Here is a 17,460-nt window from a genome sequence, read left to right on the forward strand (position 1 = left end):
ATGGATGCGTGGACAACCCACGCAGAAGGAGAGGACACCATGGCTGACTTCACCGAGGCGACCGGCGACCTGAGCCCGCAGTACCGCGATCACGCGGTCGCGGAGCTGAAGGCCACCACCGAGCAGCATCACGAACTGGACATCCTCGTCGTCGGAGGAGGCGTGGTCGGCGCGGGCGCCGCCCTGGACGCCGTGACCCGCGGCCTGGACGTGGGACTGGTCGAGGCGCGGGACTGGGCGTCCGGCACCTCCTCGCGGTCGTCCAAGCTCATCCACGGCGGCCTGCGCTACCTGGAGATGCTCGACTTCGCGCTGGTGAGCGAGGCCCTCAAGGAGCGCGGACTCCTCCTCACCCGCATCGCCCCGCACCTGGTGCGGCCCGTGCCGTTCCTCTACCCCCTGCACCAGCGCTTCGTCGAGCGCCCCTACGTGGGTGCCGGTATCGCCCTGTACGACGCGATGAGCTTCTCCGGCTCGCACGGCCGGGGCCTGCCGGTGCACAAGCACCTGTCCCGCCGGGCCACCCTGCGGGCGGCGCCGAGCCTGAAGCACGATGCCATGGTCGGCTCCATCCGCTACTACGACGGCCAGGTCGACGACGCGCGGATGGTCACCAACATCATCCGTACCGCCGCGCACTACGGTGCCAGGGTGGTCAACCGGACCAGCGTGATCGACTTCCTCCGCGAGGGGGAGCGCGTGGTCGGCGCCAAGGTCAAGGACCACGAGAGCGGCGAGGTCTACGACATCCGCGCCAAGCAGGTCATCAACGCGACCGGCGTCTGGACCGACGACACGCAGGCCCTCGTCACCGACCGCGGACAGATGAAGGTCCGCGCCTCCAAGGGCGTGCACCTGGTGGTTCCGCGCGACCGCTTCCAGTCCACGGTCGGGCTCATCCTGCGCACCGAGAAGTCCGTGCTGTTCGTCATCCCCTGGGGCCGGCACTGGATCATCGGCACCACCGACACCGACTGGAACCTGGACAAGGCGCACCCCGCCGCGACCAGCGCCGACATCGACTACATCCTCGAGCACGTCAACCAGGTGCTCGTCCGCCCGCTCACCCGGGAGGACGTCGAGGGCGTCTACGCCGGACTGCGGCCGCTGCTGGCGGGTGAGAGCGACTCGACCGCCAAGCTCTCCCGCGAGCACGTCGTCGCGCACCCGGTGCCCGGCCTCGTCGTCATCGCCGGCGGCAAGTGGACCACCTACCGCGTGATGGCCAAGGACGCCGTCGACGAGGCCGCGCGATCCCTGGACGAGCGGGTGGCCGAGAGCGTCACGGAGACGATCACCCTGCTCGGCGCGGACGGCTACCAGGCCGCCTGGAACCGGCGTGGCCGCACCGCCGAGCTGGCGGGTGTGCACGTGGCCCGCGTGGAGCACCTGCTGCAGCGCTACGGCTCGATGTCGCGGCACCTGCTCGCGATGATCGCGGAGAACCCGGCGCTGGGCGAGCCCCTGCCCGGCGCGGACGACTACCTGGCCGCCGAGGTCCTGTACGCGGTCACGCACGAGGGTGCCCGGCACGTCGAGGACGTCCTCACCCGCCGCACCCGGATCTCCATCGAGGCGTGGGACCGCGGCGACTCGGCCGCCCCCGTCGTCGCGGACCTGATGGCCGGGCCGCTGGGCTGGACGCCCGAGCAGCGCGACCACGAGGTCGAGGTGTACCTCGCCCGGGTCAAGGCGGAGCGGATCAGCCAGGAGCAGCCGGACGACGCCACCGCGGACGCGGAGCGCATCCGCGTCGCGGACATCGTCTCGGCGAACTGAGCCGATGAGCCGACCTGCGCCGAGGCGGACATGAGCGAGCCGGCGGGCGACCCGGGCATCCGCCCGACGCCCGCCGAGCTCGACACCCTGCGCCTCTACGACGAGGGGCTCACCCGGGCGGACCTCGTGCTGCTCGACGTCGTCGCTACCGACCGGGCCGACGCCGTCCGCCAGCTCACCGCGCTGCTGGTGGCGGCCGGCCGGGTCACCGACGGCGAGGCGTTCACCGCCGCCGTTGACGCTCGAGAGCACCAGATGGCCACCGGCCTGCCCGGCGGTGTCGGGCTGCCGCACGCCCGTAGCGACGTCGCGACGCAGGCGAGCCTGGCCGTGGGGATCACCGCTTTCGGGAAGCGGGTCGACTTCGGCAGTACCGACGGGCCGGCGGACATCATCCTGCTGCTGGCCACCCCGGCGGGGTCGCTGAGCCTGCACCTGGAGGTGCTCGCCGGCATCGCCCGGTCCATGGCCCAGCCGAACGTGCGGGAGTCCCTGCGGCGGGCGTACGACGTCGAGGTGATCGCCGAACTGGTCAACTCCACGATCTGGTTCCCGCCCGGCGAGTGACCGCCGTCGGCACCCGGTCGACCCGGCGACGGTCCCGGTGGCGACCTCCGCGTGAACCGGCAGTGGGTTCCGTTCGAGGTGGCCCTAAGGATGCCTGACGCGACCGCCTCGGTGCCCGTCCCGACCCCGGGCGGCTGACCGGCCCGGTTGGGCCGGGTGAGGCGCGCCCGCTAGGGTTGAACCGTGCTTCGGACCGCCCTGAAGCCGCGGTGGATCGCGGCTCTCCTGCTCGCGCTGGCGGTCTCCACCGTGTTCGTTCTCCTGAGCCAGTGGCAGTTCTCGCGGTCCAGTGAATCGGGCGCTCCGCCGCCGTCGCAGACCGAACAGATCCGTCCCCTCCTCTCCGTGGCGCCGCCCGGGCGAGAGTTGATGACGGCCGAGGTGGATCACCGGGTGAGCCTGACCGGCCGCTACCTTCCGGGGCAGCGCGTCTTCGTGACCGGCCGGCTCAACAACGGCGACCGTGGGTTCTGGGTGGTCGAACCCCTCCAGGTGCAGGGCGCACCGGCCGTCACCGGCTGGTCGGGTGCCCCCGCCGTCATCCCGGTGGCCCGCGGCTGGGTCGCCGACCCGGCCTCCGCCGGCCCGACGCCGACCGGCACCGTCGCGATCACCGGGCGCCTGCTGCCCACAGAGGCGCCGGCCATCGGCACCACCGGCCCGGCCGACCAGGTCGGAGCGCTGGCGACCGCGCAGCTGGTCAACCGGTGGCAGCGGCCCACCTGGTCCGGCTTCGTCACCGCGGACACCGAGACCGGCGCCGGCGCGGAGGTGGGCGCCCGCGTGGCCGGGTCGACCATGCGCCCCATCGTCACCTCGGCGCAGCCGGCCGAGACCCCGGTCAACTGGCTCAACATCTTCTACGCCGTCGAGTGGGTCGTCTTCGCCGGTTTCGCCATCTACCTGTGGTGGCGCCTGGTCGCGGACGACCACCAGCGCCGGCTCGAGGACGACCTCGACGAGGACGACGACGATGACGACGACGACCTCGGCCCCGACGACGACCCGGTCGACGACGGCGTCGACGCCCACGACCGACCCGACGCCGGTGACGGACCGCGGAGCCCCCGCGGCGTGACCGGCTCCACACGGGTTCCATCCAGCCTGACCCGGCAGAATCGCCGGGACAGCAACAGCGTTCCCCTCGCGGGGAACACCAACGAGGTGTGACGGTGACAGAGAGCAATCGGCAGTCGACGGCGTCCCCGTCCTCCCCGCAGGCGGGCGATCGGGCGGGCACGGATGCGCGCCGGACCGGGACCGCGGACCGGAAGCCCAGGCGCCGCCGCTTCGGGGGAACCGGCGCGCAGATCCGTTCCGCGCTCGGCTTCTACCGCGTGATGGCCTACCTCACCGGTACCTTCCTGATCCTGCTGTGCATCGAGATGGTGGTCCGCTACGGCGCCGGGTACGACCTGATCGCCGGTGGCACCGATGCAGCCACCAACGCCACCGTGCCGCTCGGGCTGAACATGATCGCCGCGGACAACCTGTCCGGCGGCCTCAACCTCTCGACCGGTGTCCTCATCGTGCACGGCTGGCTGTACGTCATCTACCTCATCTCCGACTTCCGGCTCTGGTCGCTCATGCGCTGGCCGTTCACCCGGTTCATCCTCATCGCCCTCGGTGGCGTCATCCCGGGGCTGTCCTTCGTGATGGAGCGGAAGATCCACCGGGAGGCCGAGCACGAGCTGGTCGCGAACCCGAAGGCCGTCCGCCGTTACTGACGGGACCTCCCCTCGGGTCCGGCCACGGTCGGCTGCCGATCTGCGTCTGCCCACCGGCGGACCGACCGTCGCCCGCTGACCGGCGGGATTGGGGGCGGTGACCGGCCGCCCACTACCCTTGGACCGTGACTACCCTCGCTGACTCGTCCGCGCTGGAGCAGCGCCCGGTCCTCGTCGTCGACTACGGCGCCCAGTACGCCCAGCTGATCGCCCGCCGGGTGCGTGACGCGAACGTCTACTCCGAGATCGTGCCGCACACCCTGAGCACCGAGCAGATCCTCGCGAAGAACCCGTCGGCGCTGATCCTCTCCGGCGGTCCGTCGAGCGTGTACGCCGACGGCGCGCCCCGCGTGCAGGCCGACCTGTTCGACGCCGGCGTGCCCGTCCTCGGCATCTGCTACGGCTTCCAGGCCATGACCCAGGCCCTCGGCGGCGAGGTCGCCCGCACCGGCCTGCGTGAGTACGGTTCGACCGAGGTGACCGCCGACGGCGGCAGCCGCTCCCTGCTCGACGGCGTGCCCGACACCCAGACCGCGTGGATGAGCCACGGGGACAGTGTCCAGCGCGCCCCCGAGGGATTCGAGGTGCTCGCCAGCTCCGCCGGTGCGCCGGTCGCCGCCTTCGCGGACGAGGACCGCCGGCTCTACGGGGTGCAGTGGCACCCCGAGGTGCGGCACTCGGCCCACGGCCAGGCCGTGCTCGAGAACTTCCTGTTCCGCGGTGCCGGGCTCGCGCAGGACTGGACGACCAGCAACGTCATCGAGGAGCAGGTCGAGCGGATCCGCGACCAGGTCGGCACCGACCGGGTGATCTGCGGCCTCTCCGGCGGCGTCGACTCCGCGGTCGCGGCCGCCCTCGTCCAGCGCGCCGTCGGCGAGCAGCTCACCTGCGTCTTCGTCGACCACGGGCTGCTGCGCGAGGGGGAGGCGGAGCAGGTCGAACGCGACTACGTCGCCGCCACCGGCGTGAAGCTGTACGTGGCCCGCGAGGCCGACCGCTTCCTCGGTGCCCTCGCCGGCGTCACCGATCCGGAGACGAAGCGCAAGATCATCGGCCGCGAGTTCATCCGCGCCTTCGAGGCCGCCGAGCAGGCCATCCTCGCGGAGGCCTCCGCCACCGGCGAGCGGGTCCGGTTCCTCGTCCAGGGCACCCTCTACCCGGACGTCGTCGAGTCCGGCGGCGGTGAGGGGGCCGCCACCATCAAGAGTCACCACAACGTCGGCGGCCTGCCCGAGGACGTCGAGTTCGAGCTGATCGAACCGCTGCGCACCCTGTTCAAGGACGAGGTCCGTGCCGTCGGTGCCCAGCTCGGCCTCCCGGCGGAGATCGTCGGCCGCCAGCCGTTCCCGGGCCCCGGCCTCGGCATCCGCATCATCGGCGAGGTCACGGGGGAGCGGCTCGCGCTGCTGCGCCGGGCCGACGCGATCGCCCGTGAGGAACTGACCGGCGCGGGACTGGACGCCGAGGTCTGGCAGATGCCCGTGGTGCTGCTCGCCGACGTGCGCAGCGTCGGCGTCCAGGGCGACGGCCGCACCTACGGGCACCCGATCGTGCTGCGGCCGGTCTCCAGCGAGGACGCGATGACGGCGGACTGGTCGCGGCTGCCCTACGATCTGGTCGCACGGATCTCCAATCGCATCACCAACGAGGTGGACGGCGTGAACCGGGTGGTGCTCGACGTCACCAGCAAGCCCCCGGGCACCATCGAGTGGGAGTGAGCCCGGACCGTCGCGCGGTGACGCCCGACGGCGGCGCGTGCTCCGGCTTCCGCTTCCGCCCGCCGCACGACCGTTAGGCTCGACACCATGTCCGACAGCACTCCCCGACGACCCCTGCGCGCCGAGTCCTCCCGTGACGACGCGGTGCGGACCGTCGACGCGGAGACCGACGTCGTGCCCGGTGCCGGTGGCGACGTGACCGGCAACGCGGTCACCGGGGCGCCCGGCGACCCGGCCGGCGGACAGCCCGCGGCGTCGGCGACGCCGACGCCGCCCACCGCCGAGGACCTGGCGTCCTGGCTCGAGGATCTCGACGGGTACAGCGGGGTGGACACCCTGCTCCACCTGCCGTCCGGTCCGCGGGCGGTCATCGACCTCACCCACGCGCATCCGTCCGGCATGGCGCAGCTGCTCTCCGGCCGGCGCACGCGGCTGACGACGCTGCTGCGCGACCCCGACCACAGCGCCCGCGCGGCAGCCGCCGCCCGGGCCCTGCGCGCCCGCATCCAGGAGCTCGCGGCCGAGCACGGCATCGACGCCGCCTATCTCGTGTTCGGCACCGCCACGTTCACCTCCTGGGGCGCCGGCACCCGGGGCCGTCTGTACGCGCCCGTGCTGATGGCCCGGATGGAACTCGCGGTCCGTCCCGGCTCGGACGATCACGAGATCCAGCTGACCGGCCACGCCCGCGTCAACCCGGCCCTGCTGCGGCACGTGCGCCGCGAGTACGACGTGCGCATCGAGGAGCAGGAACTGCTGGCCGCCGCCACGGCGTCGGGCCGATTCGACCCGCAGCCGGTCCTCGAGAAGCTGCGCCAGCTCGGCGGGGACATCCCCGACCTGACCGTCGAGTACCGGTTGCTGGCCACCACGCTGGCCGACCTCTCCGAACGGCTGCACGGGCTCGACCCGCGCCACCCGGTGATCGGCGCCCTCGTCTCGGGCCGGCCGGTGACCGGCGCGGACACGCACGCCTACCCGCCGCTGGACGAGCGCGACCCCGCCCAGGAGTTCCTCGTCCTCGACGCCGACTCCTCCCAGCAGGAGGTCCTCGACCTGGTCCGGGCCGGCCGGTCGCTCACCGTCACTACCCCGCCCGGCAGCGGCCAGACGCAGACCGCCGTCAACGCCGTCGCGACGCTGACCGCGCAGGGCAAGACCGTCCTCGTCACCGCCGAGCGGCGCTCGAGCCTGCGCCAGTTCACGGCACGGATGGAGGAGGTCAACCTCGGCTCCACGGTGCTGCCCCTCGAGGACGCCGCCGAGTCCGCGACGCTGCGCTCGGCCCTGGTGCGCGCGATCGTGCGCAACGAGAAGGCGGTGCCGCCCGACGTGGACCGGGTGCACGACACCCTGCGCCGTCACCGCGACCGGCTCGCTGAGCACGTACGTTCCCTCCACCAGGTGCGTGACCGCTGGCACTGCTCGCCGTACCAGGCGATGCAGGCCCTCGCGACCCTGATGGCCACGGACCCTGCGCCGGCGACCCAGGTGCGGCTCAAGCGCAGCGTGCTCGACGCGATGCTCGACCGGACCGACCTGGCCGACCGGCTGCGGCGGGCCGCCGAACTCGGCAGCTTCTCGCGGGCGGCGTCCGTGAGCCCGTGGTTCGGTGCCCGGCTGATGAACCGCCAGCAGACCGGGGACGCCCACCGGCTCGCCCAGCAGGCCGCCGAGCAGCTCCCGTCGCTGCTCCGCCGTCTGGACGAGCTCGCCACCACGTCCGAGATCACCCTGGGGGAGAGCGCCAACGCCTGGGGGGAGCAGCTCCGTCTGCTGCTCGCGGTGCGCGACACCCTGGACCGGTTCAACCCGGACATCTTCGACCGGCCCGTCAAGGACCTGATCGCCGCGACGGCGACGAGTCCCTGGCGACGCGAGCGGGGCATCGAGATGAACTCGGTGCAACGCTCGCGTCTGCGCCGCGTCGCCAAGGAGTACATCCGCCCCGGCGTGCACATCGCCGATCTGCACCGGTCTCTCGTGCAGGTCGAGGGGCAGCGACGGCAGTGGACCGCGATCGCCCGCACCCAGCGGCACCCGCGCATCCCCAGTGGCCTGCCCGAGATCGCGCGGCAGTTCGACGCGCTCGCCGCCCTGCTCGACCAGCTGGACGAGGTGCTGCCCGTCACCTCGGAGACCGGGCTGCGCACACGGACCGGTGAGGACCTGCAGCGCACGCTCGACGCGCTGGTGGCCGACGAGGAGACGCTGGCGACGCTGCCGGAGCGCACCCTGCTGCTCGAGTCGATGCGGGAACAGGGCATCGACGAACTGCTGGAGGACCTGGCTCGGCGCGAGGTCGGCGCGGACGCCGTCGCCGCCGAGCTGGAACTGACCTGGTGGCAGTCCGCCCTCGAGGCCATGATCAGCGGGGACGACTTCCTGGCCATGGCCAGCGGCCAGACGCTGCGCACCGTGGAGGCGGAGTACCGCCTGGCCGACGAGGCGCACATCGCCGCCGGGCCGGCCCGGCTGCAGACGATCCTCGCGCAGGCGTGGCGCACCGCGCTGCAGTCGGCGCCCGGACAGGCCGAGGCGCTGAAGGAGGCGCTGAAGTCGGGCTCCATCACGGCCGCGGGCTACTTCCTGCGCACGCCGGATCTCGTGCTGCCGCTGACCCCTGTCATCACGGCCAGTCCCTTCGACCTGCCCGACGGTGTTCCCGTCGGCACCCGCTTCGACGCCGTCGTCATCCTCGACGCCGAGTCGACGTCCCTGCCGGCCGCCCTGCCCGCCATCGCCCGCTCCCGGCAGGTGATCGCCCTCGGGGACCAGCACCTGGACGCCGTCAGCGCGTTCACGGTCGACGCCGGTGTCTCCTCCTCGAACGCGGACCCGCACATTCCCAGCGCCCTGACGTCGCTGGCCGAGGTGCTGCCCGAGCGACGGCTGACCATGGTCTACCGGCAGGTGGACGACGGCCTGACCGCCCAGCTGAACGACCACTTCTACGACGGCCGGCTGGAGTGGCTGTCGCCGCCGCCGAGCCGCGCGGGCGGCCTCGTCGTGGAGTACCTGCCGGACGGGACCGGCCTGCCGACCAGCGACGGCGACGTCGAGTCGACGGACGCCGAGGTGCGCCGGGTCGTCGACCTGGTGATGCGACACGCGTCGACCCGCCCGGCCCAGTCCCTGGCCGTGATCGCCGGCAACCGCCGCCACGCCGGGAGGATCTCCGACGCCGTCCGGGACGCCGTCGCGGACAACCCGGCGCGTGCCGAGTTCTTCGCCGCCGGCCCCGACGCGTTCCGGGTGGTCGACCTGGACCGTGCGGCCGGAGTGGTGCGGGACCGGATCATCCTCTCGCTCGGCTACGGCCGCACCCCGCACGGGCGGGTGCTGCACACGCTCGGGGACCTCTCCGGCGAGGACGGTCGCCGTCTCTTCGCGGTGGCGACCACGCGGGCGCGTCACCACCTGCACGTGCTCACGTGCTTCCACCCCGACGACCTGGACAAGATGAAGCTGCGCGAGGGTGCGCTCGACTACCACGAGCTGCTCGAACGAGGTCTTCAGCCGCTCGACGAGCCGGGTGAGAACATCCTCGCCGGGTCCGTGGCCGACGGCGGCCGGATCTCCGCGCTCGCCGAGGGGCGCGTGCCGGAGCAGTCCGACGTCGCGCCGTCCCCGCTCGTGGCGGATCTGGCTCACCGGATCGGTGCGCGCGGGCTCGAGGTGCGGGCCCACACCGGGGGCGTCGATCTCAGTGCGCTCCCGGCTGCCCGCGGCGTCGAACCGACCGCTATGATCACCGACGGCTCCGATCGGTACTGTGCCTACACCGTGCGGGAGCGCAGCCGCCTGCGACCCGCCCTGCTGGAGCGGTCCGGGTGGACCTACCTGACGCTGTGGACCATCGAGGTCTTCAGCGACCCGGAGGGCCTGGCCGATCGGGTCGCCGGATTCCTCAGCGCGGAGGCCCCGGCATTCCTGACCGACGCCCCGACGCTCGACCGGTCCCGCGACGACGACGACGCCGAGGCGCAGGATCTCGGCCGCCGCCCGGACGGGACCGGCGACGACGCGGACGAGACGGCGGGCGACGACTCGAAGCGCAGCGAGACGATCGGCTCGGATCCGACCCGGAGTGCCGGGTCGGACAGCGGTGCCGGCTCCGAGCGGGCCGAGACCATCGGCCCGCGGGATGCTCGTGACGGCGCTCGTGACGCCGCTCGTGACGCCGCTCGTGACGAAGCCCGGGGCAGCACGGCAGCGCCGATCCCGGCCGGACAGCACGACGATGGCGCACCGCAGGGCTGACGCCCGGCCCACCCGCACCGTCGATGCCGCCCCGCCGGGCGGCGGGACGGCCGGCGTCGAACCGGGCGCGGCGGGCTGGGCCCGGCCCAGCACCCCGCAGGCCGATCCTGCGCAGTCCGGTACCGTCCCGTCCGAGCCGACAGAGGACACACGGGTCGAGGACGACCCGGCGGAGGACGCGGAGCGCGTCGACCCGGTGGACGCCGCGGACGGCAGTGGCCCGCCGCTCGCCGCGCTGCGACTCGACCGGATCCTCGCCGCCGAGGACGACCCGCGCGGTTGGGGCGGCCGCGGAGACGACGCCGCCCCGGACCACGACCGCTGGCTCCGGGAACAGCGCCCGCCGCACTGGAGCTGAGCCCGGCTCCGGGCGGTGGTCGACCCGACGCTCACGTGCCTCACCCGCCCGGTTCGACGATGACCAGACCGACCGCGGTCGTGCCGCCCGTCGTACCCGCCAGCTCCGCCGCCGCCGCTCGGGGCACGGCCACCACCGCGAGCGGGGCGTCCTCGTTCGCGGTCGGCCACACCCCGGACGCCCCGGAACCCGCACCGGCACCGGCCGACGATGCCGATGTCCACAGCACGGTCACCGAGCGGGCGATCGTCCGCACGGCCGCCCGCTCCGGCCCGGCGGCGCCCGCGGCATCCTGGCGGTCGGCGAGCACGACGTCCACCCGGTCACCCGGGCGAAGGACGCGCAGCACGGTCGGATCGGACACGCGCAGGGGCACCGCGGACTGCCCCGGGGGCGCACCGGTGAGCAGTCCCGGACCGAGCAGGGCGGCATCCGTGACCGGGGATCCGCGGCGCAGCGGTGCGCCGAGCCGACCGCCGGTCACCGCCTCCGCCGCTGCCACCGCGCCGTCGGGCACGGCACCGGGCGGCCAGTCGGCTCGCGTGACGTCCCCGCCGGTGAGCACGGCGCCGGCGGGCAGGTCCCGCACCGCGACGACGACCGGCACGGTCAGTGCGGCCGCCGGCGTCAACCCGTCCACGAGCACCCCGACGGCGCCGCACAGCAGGAGGGCCACCAGCAGGCGCCGTCGTCGTCGGATCAGCCGCAGCAGGCGGCGCGGTGGGGAGCGGTCGGTGTGCACGGACCGGACCAGCCGGCCGGCGCGTGCCGACGTGGCACGGGGGAGCGGATCACGGGCGCGGACCATGGCGTCACGGTAGGCGCGCGCCGATCGGTGGTGGCAGCCCGGTCGTCGGTCGGTGGACAACCGGTCGCCTCGGCAAGCCTGGGGAGGGAGAAGCCCCGTCGTCCCGGAACGACGAACGCCGCATCCGTCCAGGCGGGGCCCGGTCCGATGCGGCGTCGGTAGAGAGCCGTCAGCGCGGCGCAGTCGCGCCGCGGAGGGAGCGTCAGTTCCCGGCGGACGCGGCGGGCGCCGTCGAGGCGCCGCTGCTCGCGGGGGCGCTGCTGCTCGTGGAGGAGGAGGACGACGAACCGGACGAGTCCGTCGAGCCGCTCGGCACGGTGCTGGTCGAGCCGCTGCGCGAGTCCGTGCGGTAGAAGCCGGAGCCCTTGAACACCACGCCGACGGAGTTGAACTTCTTGCGCAGGGTGCCGGAGCAGACCGGGCAGGTCGTCAGCGCGTCCTCGGAGAACGACTGGTGGATGTCGAACTGGTGACCGCAGTCCTTGCAGGCGTAGGCATAGGTGGGCACGGGTGTTTCCTCCGGAAAAGATCTGGGACAGTCCAGTACAACACGGAACGGTCGTGTCCTGTTCCCGGGTGCCGGCAGGTCAGCGTGACCGCAGGTCGATGATCCGCTCGGGCGTGAAGACGAGGTCGACCGGCTGGTCGTGGGGCAGGACGTCGAAGGAGCCGGTCGGCAGCACCTCGTCGTCGTACACCACCGCCGCCAGGACGCCGCGGTGGGGGAGGGCACGCCAGCGGGCGAGGAAGCGGTCGTAGTAGCCACCGCCCTGCCCCAGCCGCTGGCCGGTCTCGTCGACGGCGAGGGCCGGGATCAGCATCAGGCTCACCGACGGAGCGTCGCCGTCCGGGTCGGTCAGGTCGACGGTCGGGCCGTCGGGGTGGTCGATCGGGACGATGCCGTAGCGCACGAGCGGCGTGGTCGGCGTCCACCGGGCCCAGAGAAGCTGGAAGTCCGGTTCGCACACGGGCAGCAGCACGGTGGCGCCGCGTTCGTGCAGGGCGGTGTTGACGGTGTTGACGGCGGGTTCGGACGGCATCGGCTGGAAGGAGGCGACCGCACGGCCCCCCGGGGCTGCCGCATCCTGCCCGTTCTCGTCCCACCACGAGCCGATCGTGCGGCGCAACGCGTCGGCAGCGTCGTCCCGCGCCGAGGCGTCCATCGCGGCGCGGTTCTGCCGCAGGCGGGCCCGCGTGAGGGCCTTCGATCCCGGCTCGACGGTCATGCCGAGACCTCCCAGCAATCGCTCACAGTATTGACGGTAGCCTAGGCGAATGACCGATCAGAAACACGTGCGCAAGGCCGTGATCCCTGCGGCGGGGCTGGGCACCCGCTTCCTGCCGGCAACGAAGGCGATGCCGAAGGAGATGCTCCCGGTGGTCGACAAGCCGGCCATCCAGTACGTCGTCAAGGAGGCCGTCGACGCGGGCCTCGAGAACATTCTGATGATCACCGGCCGCAGCAAGCGCGCGCTGGAGGACCACTTCGACCGGGTCCCCTTCATCGAGGCCACGCTCGAGGAGAAGGGGGACACGGACAAGCTGGCGGCGGTCCGCGAGTCCTCGAACCTCGGCGACATCCACTACCTGCGCCAGGGCGATCCGCGGGGCCTCGGGCACGCGGTGCTGCGCGCGGCCGGCCACGTGGGCGACGAGCCGTTCGCGGTGCTGCTCGGTGACGACATCATCGACGAGCGGGACGAGCTGCTCACTGTGATGATCGATGTCCAGGAGAAGACCGGCGGTTCCGTCGTCGCCCTCATGGAGGTCGACGAGGAGATGATCAGCTCCTACGGTGTCGCGGCGGTCAACGATGTCCCCGGCGAGTCCTACGTGCAGGTCGACCACATGGTCGAGAAGCCGCCGCGCGACGAGGCGCCGTCCAACCTGGCCGTGATCGGGCGCTACGTGCTGCACCCGGCCGTCTTCGAGGTGCTCGAGGACACCCCGCCGGGCCGCGGCAACGAGATCCAGCTGACCGACGCCCTGCAGACCCTCGCCAAGCGCGAGGGCGAGGGCGGCGGCGTGTACGGCGTCGTCTTCCGCGGCCGCCGGTACGACACGGGTGACAAGCTCAGCTACATCCAGGCCGTCATCACCCTGGCCTCGGACCGGGAGGACCTCGGGCCCGGGCTGCGCGCCTGGATCAAGGACTACGCGCGCGATCTCGCGGACGAACCGCAGGAGACGGTCGCCGCTCCCGCCGAGTAGCCCCGCCGGTGTCACCGTCAGGGCAGTGGCCGGTCACGCTGGTGCGTGGCCCGCTCGCGCTCCGTCCCATCCGGTACCGCGACCGAGCCGAGTGGGACGCCGTCCGCGCCCGCAACGCGCAGTGGCTGGGCCCGTGGGAGGCCAGCAACCCGCAGCCCGGGGGAGCGTTGCCCAGTTTCCGCCAGATGGTCTCCGCGCTGAAGGCGCAGGCCAGGGACGGGAGCGGGCTGCCCTTCCTCATCACCGAGACGCGCGACGACGTGCCGCGGCTGGTCGGTCAGCTCACCGTCTCCTCCATCACCTACGGCTCCTTGATGGGGGCGACGCTCGGTTACTGGGTGGATCAGGCGAGTGCGGGCCGGGGCATCGCCCCCACGGCGGTCGCCCTCGCCACGGATCACTGCTTCGGCCACCTCGGCCTGCACCGGATGGAGATCAACATCCGGCCGGAGAACGACCGCAGCCTGCGCGTCGTCGAGAAACTCGGCTTCCGGGACGAGGGGCTGCGCCGCGCCTACCTGCACATCGACGGTCGCTGGGCGGATCACCGCAGCTTCGCCCTGACGGCGGAGGAGGTGCCCGGCGGGGTGCTGCACCGGTGGCTGACGGGTGGCGTGTCCGGCTGAGGCGCCGGCTCGGGTGATCGGCCGGTTTCATGGGCCGACACACCCGCGGAATCCGCGGATTCCCGGGCATTCCACCCTACCGTTGAAGGGTGGATGTCTTCTCGCTGAACAGCTCGATCATCCTGGTCGTCACGATCGGGCTGTGGCTGGTGTGGGTCGTCCCCTACGCGCTGCGCAAGCGCCACCGCCCGATCGTCGCGCAGGTCTCCCTGCAGCCCGCGACGGTCGACACCGCGGTCGCCGACCTGTCCGGGCCGGCGACCATCGAGATCCAGGGGATGACGATGCTCAAACTCCGTGACGGCTCCTTCGGCTCGTTCTCCGCGTCGCGAGGCGCGTCCGCGGTGGTGCCCGCGAGTTCGTCGGGGCTGCGGATCCGCTGGGACCGGATGGCCCTGGCCGGTGGCGGACTGATCGCCCTGTTCGCGGCCCTGGTCACCGGGATCGTCTCCCTCGTCACCACGCTGCCCGTCGTCGTGCCGCTCGTCCTGCTGCTCCTCTTCGTCGGTGCCGTCGTGGGGCTGCGTGCCCTGGCCCTGCGGGACCGGCGCCGGAAGGTCGAGGCAGCCTTCGACGCCGCGGTCGACGCCCACGACGAGAGCCACGCCGACGCGGACGACCGACCCACGCAGCTCTTCGACGCCGCCGCGGCCGAGCACCAGCCCGCCACGATGAACGCGGACGAACTGCGCGAGGCGGCCCGGTCCCTGGCCGCGTCGATCGGTGATGCCCCGCGCCCCGAGCGTGCCGCCGAGACCGCCTGGCAGCCCGTCGCCGTCCCGCGGCCGACCTACGTCGACGCCGCACGGGCCGAGCGGCCCGCTCCCGAGCCGCTGCAGCTGCCCGAGTCGCCGCGCCCGTCCGCCCGCACCTCGATCCGCGCGTCCGAGGCCGGTCGCCGGGAGGTCGTCGCGGGCCAGGAGACGTCCGGTCAGCTCAACGATCTCGACGAGGTCCTGCGCCGCCGCCGGGGCGCCTGAGCCGTTTTGGTGATCGCGGGTTCGAGGCGGTAGATTGGACCCTCGCAAGGGGCTATGGCGCAGTTGGTAGCGCGTCTCGTTCGCAATGAGAAGGTCTGGGGTTCGAATCCCCATAGCTCCACCAGGAAGAACCAGAGGGAAGAGGCTCGCCGGGATCCGGCGGGCCTTTTTCTTGCCCACTTCTCTGGCCCTTCTCTTGACCGGCGAGGACGCGGACGCCGTCGTGGCACTCTGACAGGGTGGAGCTGGTTGCCCATGATCAGGAGGCGGAGATGAAGCTGTACTCGGATTTCCCCCGTCGTCGTGCCGCCGAGATCGTCGGGGACGTGATCGCCGTGGCCGTGCTCGCCGGTGGTGTGAGCCTCGCCCTCGCCCTCCACACCGCGATCGTGGGGCTGGAAGTGATCGGTGCGAAGTTGCGGGACTCGGGCGGCAATCTCTCCTCGACCATGAGCTCCATCGGGCAGAACCTCGCCGGCATCCCCCTGATCGGCGACGCGGTGCGCTCGCCGTTCGACTCCGCCAGTGCCGCCGGCGGGACCCTCGCCGACGCCGGGACGCAGTGGCAGGAGCGGGTGCACCTGCTCGCCGGACTCGCCGGCTGGACCGTCGTCGCTCTCGTCGTGCTCGTCGTCCTGCTCGGTTGGGTGCGGCCGCGGCTGCGCGTCGCGCTCCGGCGCGCGTCGCTCTCCCGGCTGGCCGCGTCGACGGCGTCCCGCGATCTGCTGGCCCTGCGTGCCCTGATGAACCTTCCCGCCCGCGACGTCCTCGCCGTGGGCGGCGACGCCGCCGAGGCGTGGCGCCGCGGCGACCCCCTCACGATCGATCGGCTCGCCGCGCTGGAGCTGAGACGGGCGGGCGTGCGGCTCGACGCGCGGTAGGGCTCCCACCGGGAGCCGTGGGGTGTTGCGCTCGGCGCCGTCAGCCCGCCGTGTCGGCGAGGTGGGCGCGGATGCCGGCGACGACGAGGTCGTGGTCCTCCATGGACGCCAGCCCGGATGCGGTCACGGCGGCGACGACGCCGACCCCGCGCACCCGGACGGGGAACGAGCCGCCGGTGACGGCGTACTCCGGCCCCAGCCAGTTCGTGGCGACCGGGTCGACACCCTCCGCGACCAGGCGCGCGTCGACCAGGGCGCTGCTGTTCTCCATCCGTAGCACGACGGCGGACTTGCGGGCGATCCACACGTCCTGATCGGGCGTGATGCCGGGCAGGGCGGCGCGGAACAGGATCAGGCCGGTGCGGCGGATGTCGATACCCACCGCGTGGCCCGCCTCCTGCGCGATCGCGGTGATGCGGGAGCCGAGGCGCCAGGCGTCGGCGTGGTCGAAGGCGTCGAACACGAGCTCGCGCTCCTGCTGCTCGAGGGTGGCGATCAGATCGGGCACGGGTTCTCCTCGGTGTGGCGGGCGAGCGGACGGTGTCGCCAGCTTCGCACGCCCCTGGCCCCTCGCGGGAGTCGCTGCTAGCGTCCGGACGGTGACCTCTCCCCGTCCCGACGTCCGCATCATCCCCGGCACCCGGATCGACATCGCCTTCCACCGGTACGGCGACCCGGGCGGTTGGCCGGTCGTCCTGCTGCACGGCTTCCCGTTCGACCCGCACGCCTACGACGACGTCGCCGCCCGGCTCGCTGCCGACGGGGCCGACGTCGTCGTGCCCTACCTGCGCGGCTACGGGCCGAGCACCTACCGGGAGGCGGACGGGTTCCGCTCCGGCCAGCAGGCCGCGCTCGCCCACGACCTGGCCGAGCTGATCGCCGCGCTGCGCCTGGACCGGCCGATCGTCGCCGGGTATGACTGGGGCGGTCGCGCGGCGTGCGTGGCCGCGCTGCTGTGGCCCGAGACGGTGTCCGGTCTGGTCACCGTCGGCGGGTACAACGTCCAGGACATCGCGGCCATGTCCGGCACACCGGCGCCGCCCGATGTGGAGAGCCGGGTCTGGTACCAGTGGTACTTCCACAGCGAGCGCGGCCGGGCCGGCCTGGCGCGGTACCGGCGCGAGCTGACGCGGCAGTTGTGGGCGGAGTGGTCGCCGGGGTGGGCGGTGCCGGACGGGGTCTTCGACGCGACCGCCGCCGCGTTCGACAATCCCGACTTCGTGCCGACCGTCATCCACTCCTACCGGCACCGGTACGGGCTGGCCGACGGCGACCCCGCCTACGCGGCGAGCGAGGCGGCCATCGCCCGGACACCGCCGATCCGGATGCCGACCGTCGTCATCGACCCGACCGAGGACCCGATCATGGCGCCGGACCCGGAGGAGGAGCACGCCGAGCGCTTCACCCAGCTGGTGGCCTACCGCCGGCTGCCGACCGGGCACAACACCCCGCAGGAGGACCCCGCCGCGTTCGCCGACGCCGTCCGCGAGGTCCGTCGCGCGACGGTCGCCTGAGGGAGGGCGTGGACGGCCGCGGCGGGGG

16 protein-coding genes and 1 tRNA gene are annotated in these 17,460 nt (G+C 73.0%); 13 read left to right on the top strand and 4 right to left on the bottom strand.

All coding sequences use genetic code 11. The features are described 5' to 3' along the window. The first annotated feature begins 39 nt into the window (after positions 1–39). The 7 genes from BGP79_RS05155 (at position 40) to BGP79_RS05185 (ending at position 10,412) form a co-directional block, all read left to right on the top strand. A complete protein-coding gene (locus tag BGP79_RS05155; RefSeq protein ID WP_076693570.1) occupies positions 40–1,779 on the top strand; it encodes a glycerol-3-phosphate dehydrogenase/oxidase in 1,740 nt (579 codons plus the stop codon). A 30-nt stretch (positions 1,780–1,809) separates the two neighbouring features. Beyond that, entirely contained in the window at positions 1,810–2,346 is a 537-nt protein-coding gene (locus BGP79_RS05160; protein ID WP_076693571.1) for a PTS sugar transporter subunit IIA, read from the top strand. A gap of 183 nt (positions 2,347–2,529) precedes the next feature. Further along, positions 2,530–3,516 (top strand): SURF1 family protein, encoded by a 987-nt coding sequence (locus BGP79_RS05165; protein ID WP_076693572.1) that lies wholly within the window; start codon positions 2,530–2,532, stop codon positions 3,514–3,516. A gap of 2 nt (positions 3,517–3,518) precedes the next feature. Continuing rightward, on the top strand, positions 3,519–4,073 hold the full coding sequence (locus BGP79_RS05170) for a DUF3817 domain-containing protein (RefSeq protein WP_083701643.1): 555 nt from the start codon (positions 3,519–3,521) through the stop codon (positions 4,071–4,073). 125 nt (positions 4,074–4,198) lie between these two features. Next, positions 4,199–5,791 carry a glutamine-hydrolyzing GMP synthase gene (gene guaA, locus BGP79_RS05175; protein ID WP_076693574.1) on the top strand — a complete coding sequence of 531 codons (1,593 nt, stop codon included), beginning with the start codon at positions 4,199–4,201 and terminating at the stop codon, positions 5,789–5,791. Positions 5,792–5,878: 87 nt separating this feature from the next. Further along, positions 5,879–10,054 (top strand): DEAD/DEAH box helicase, encoded by a 4,176-nt coding sequence (locus tag BGP79_RS16575; RefSeq protein ID WP_076693575.1) that lies wholly within the window; start codon positions 5,879–5,881, stop codon positions 10,052–10,054. After that, complete coding sequence (locus tag BGP79_RS05185) at positions 10,035–10,412, top strand: hypothetical protein (protein WP_076693576.1); 378 nt, start codon at positions 10,035–10,037, stop codon at positions 10,410–10,412. Before BGP79_RS16575 ends, BGP79_RS05185 begins: the two co-directional genes overlap by 20 nt. A gap of 40 nt (positions 10,413–10,452) precedes the next feature. On the opposite strand, the gene cpaB is transcribed toward BGP79_RS05185, so the two are convergent. The 3 genes from cpaB to BGP79_RS05200 form a co-directional block, all read right to left on the bottom strand. After that, positions 10,453–11,220: a Flp pilus assembly protein CpaB gene (gene cpaB, locus BGP79_RS05190; protein ID WP_083701582.1), complete on the bottom strand. Its 768-nt coding sequence runs from the start codon at positions 11,218–11,220 to the stop codon at positions 10,453–10,455. Positions 11,221–11,422: 202 nt separating this feature from the next. Further along, a complete protein-coding gene (locus BGP79_RS05195) occupies positions 11,423–11,728 on the bottom strand; it encodes an FmdB family zinc ribbon protein (protein ID WP_076693577.1) in 306 nt (101 codons plus the stop codon). A gap of 79 nt (positions 11,729–11,807) precedes the next feature. Next, a complete protein-coding gene (locus tag BGP79_RS05200; protein WP_076693578.1) occupies positions 11,808–12,446 on the bottom strand; it encodes a 5-formyltetrahydrofolate cyclo-ligase in 639 nt (212 codons plus the stop codon). A gap of 49 nt (positions 12,447–12,495) precedes the next feature. On the opposite strand from BGP79_RS05200, the gene galU reads away from it, so the two are divergent. The 5 genes from galU (at position 12,496) to BGP79_RS05225 (ending at position 15,918) form a co-directional block, all read left to right on the top strand. Then, a complete protein-coding gene (gene galU / locus BGP79_RS05205; protein WP_076693579.1) occupies positions 12,496–13,431 on the top strand; it encodes a UTP--glucose-1-phosphate uridylyltransferase GalU in 936 nt (311 codons plus the stop codon). 8 nt (positions 13,432–13,439) lie between these two features. Beyond that, positions 13,440–14,057 carry a GNAT family N-acetyltransferase gene (locus tag BGP79_RS05210; RefSeq protein WP_076693580.1) on the top strand — a complete coding sequence of 206 codons (618 nt, stop codon included), beginning with the start codon at positions 13,440–13,442 and terminating at the stop codon, positions 14,055–14,057. Between the two features lie 89 nt (positions 14,058–14,146). Further along, positions 14,147–15,037 carry a hypothetical protein gene (locus BGP79_RS05215; RefSeq protein WP_076693581.1) on the top strand — a complete coding sequence of 297 codons (891 nt, stop codon included), beginning with the start codon at positions 14,147–14,149 and terminating at the stop codon, positions 15,035–15,037. Positions 15,038–15,085: 48 nt separating this feature from the next. Next, positions 15,086–15,161: transfer RNA gene (locus tag BGP79_RS05220), tRNA-Ala, on the top strand. Between the two features lie 148 nt (positions 15,162–15,309). Continuing rightward, on the top strand, positions 15,310–15,918 hold the full coding sequence (locus tag BGP79_RS05225) for a hypothetical protein (RefSeq protein ID WP_076693582.1): 609 nt from the start codon (positions 15,310–15,312) through the stop codon (positions 15,916–15,918). A 40-nt stretch (positions 15,919–15,958) separates the two neighbouring features. Here BGP79_RS05225 and BGP79_RS05230 read toward each other — a convergent pair whose 3' ends face one another. Beyond that, positions 15,959–16,426, bottom strand: a complete 468-nt coding sequence (locus BGP79_RS05230; protein ID WP_076693583.1) for a heme-degrading domain-containing protein — start codon at positions 16,424–16,426, stop codon at positions 15,959–15,961. 91 nt (positions 16,427–16,517) lie between these two features. On the opposite strand from BGP79_RS05230, the gene BGP79_RS05235 reads away from it, so the two are divergent. Then, positions 16,518–17,432, top strand: coding sequence for an alpha/beta fold hydrolase (locus BGP79_RS05235; RefSeq protein WP_233121135.1), 915 nt, complete (start codon positions 16,518–16,520; stop codon positions 17,430–17,432). The last annotated feature ends 28 nt before the right edge of the window (positions 17,433–17,460 follow it).

The organism is Tersicoccus sp. Bi-70 (assembly GCF_001968825.1).
In the GTDB taxonomy this organism is placed as follows: Bacteria; Actinomycetota; Actinomycetes; order Actinomycetales; family Micrococcaceae; genus Tersicoccus.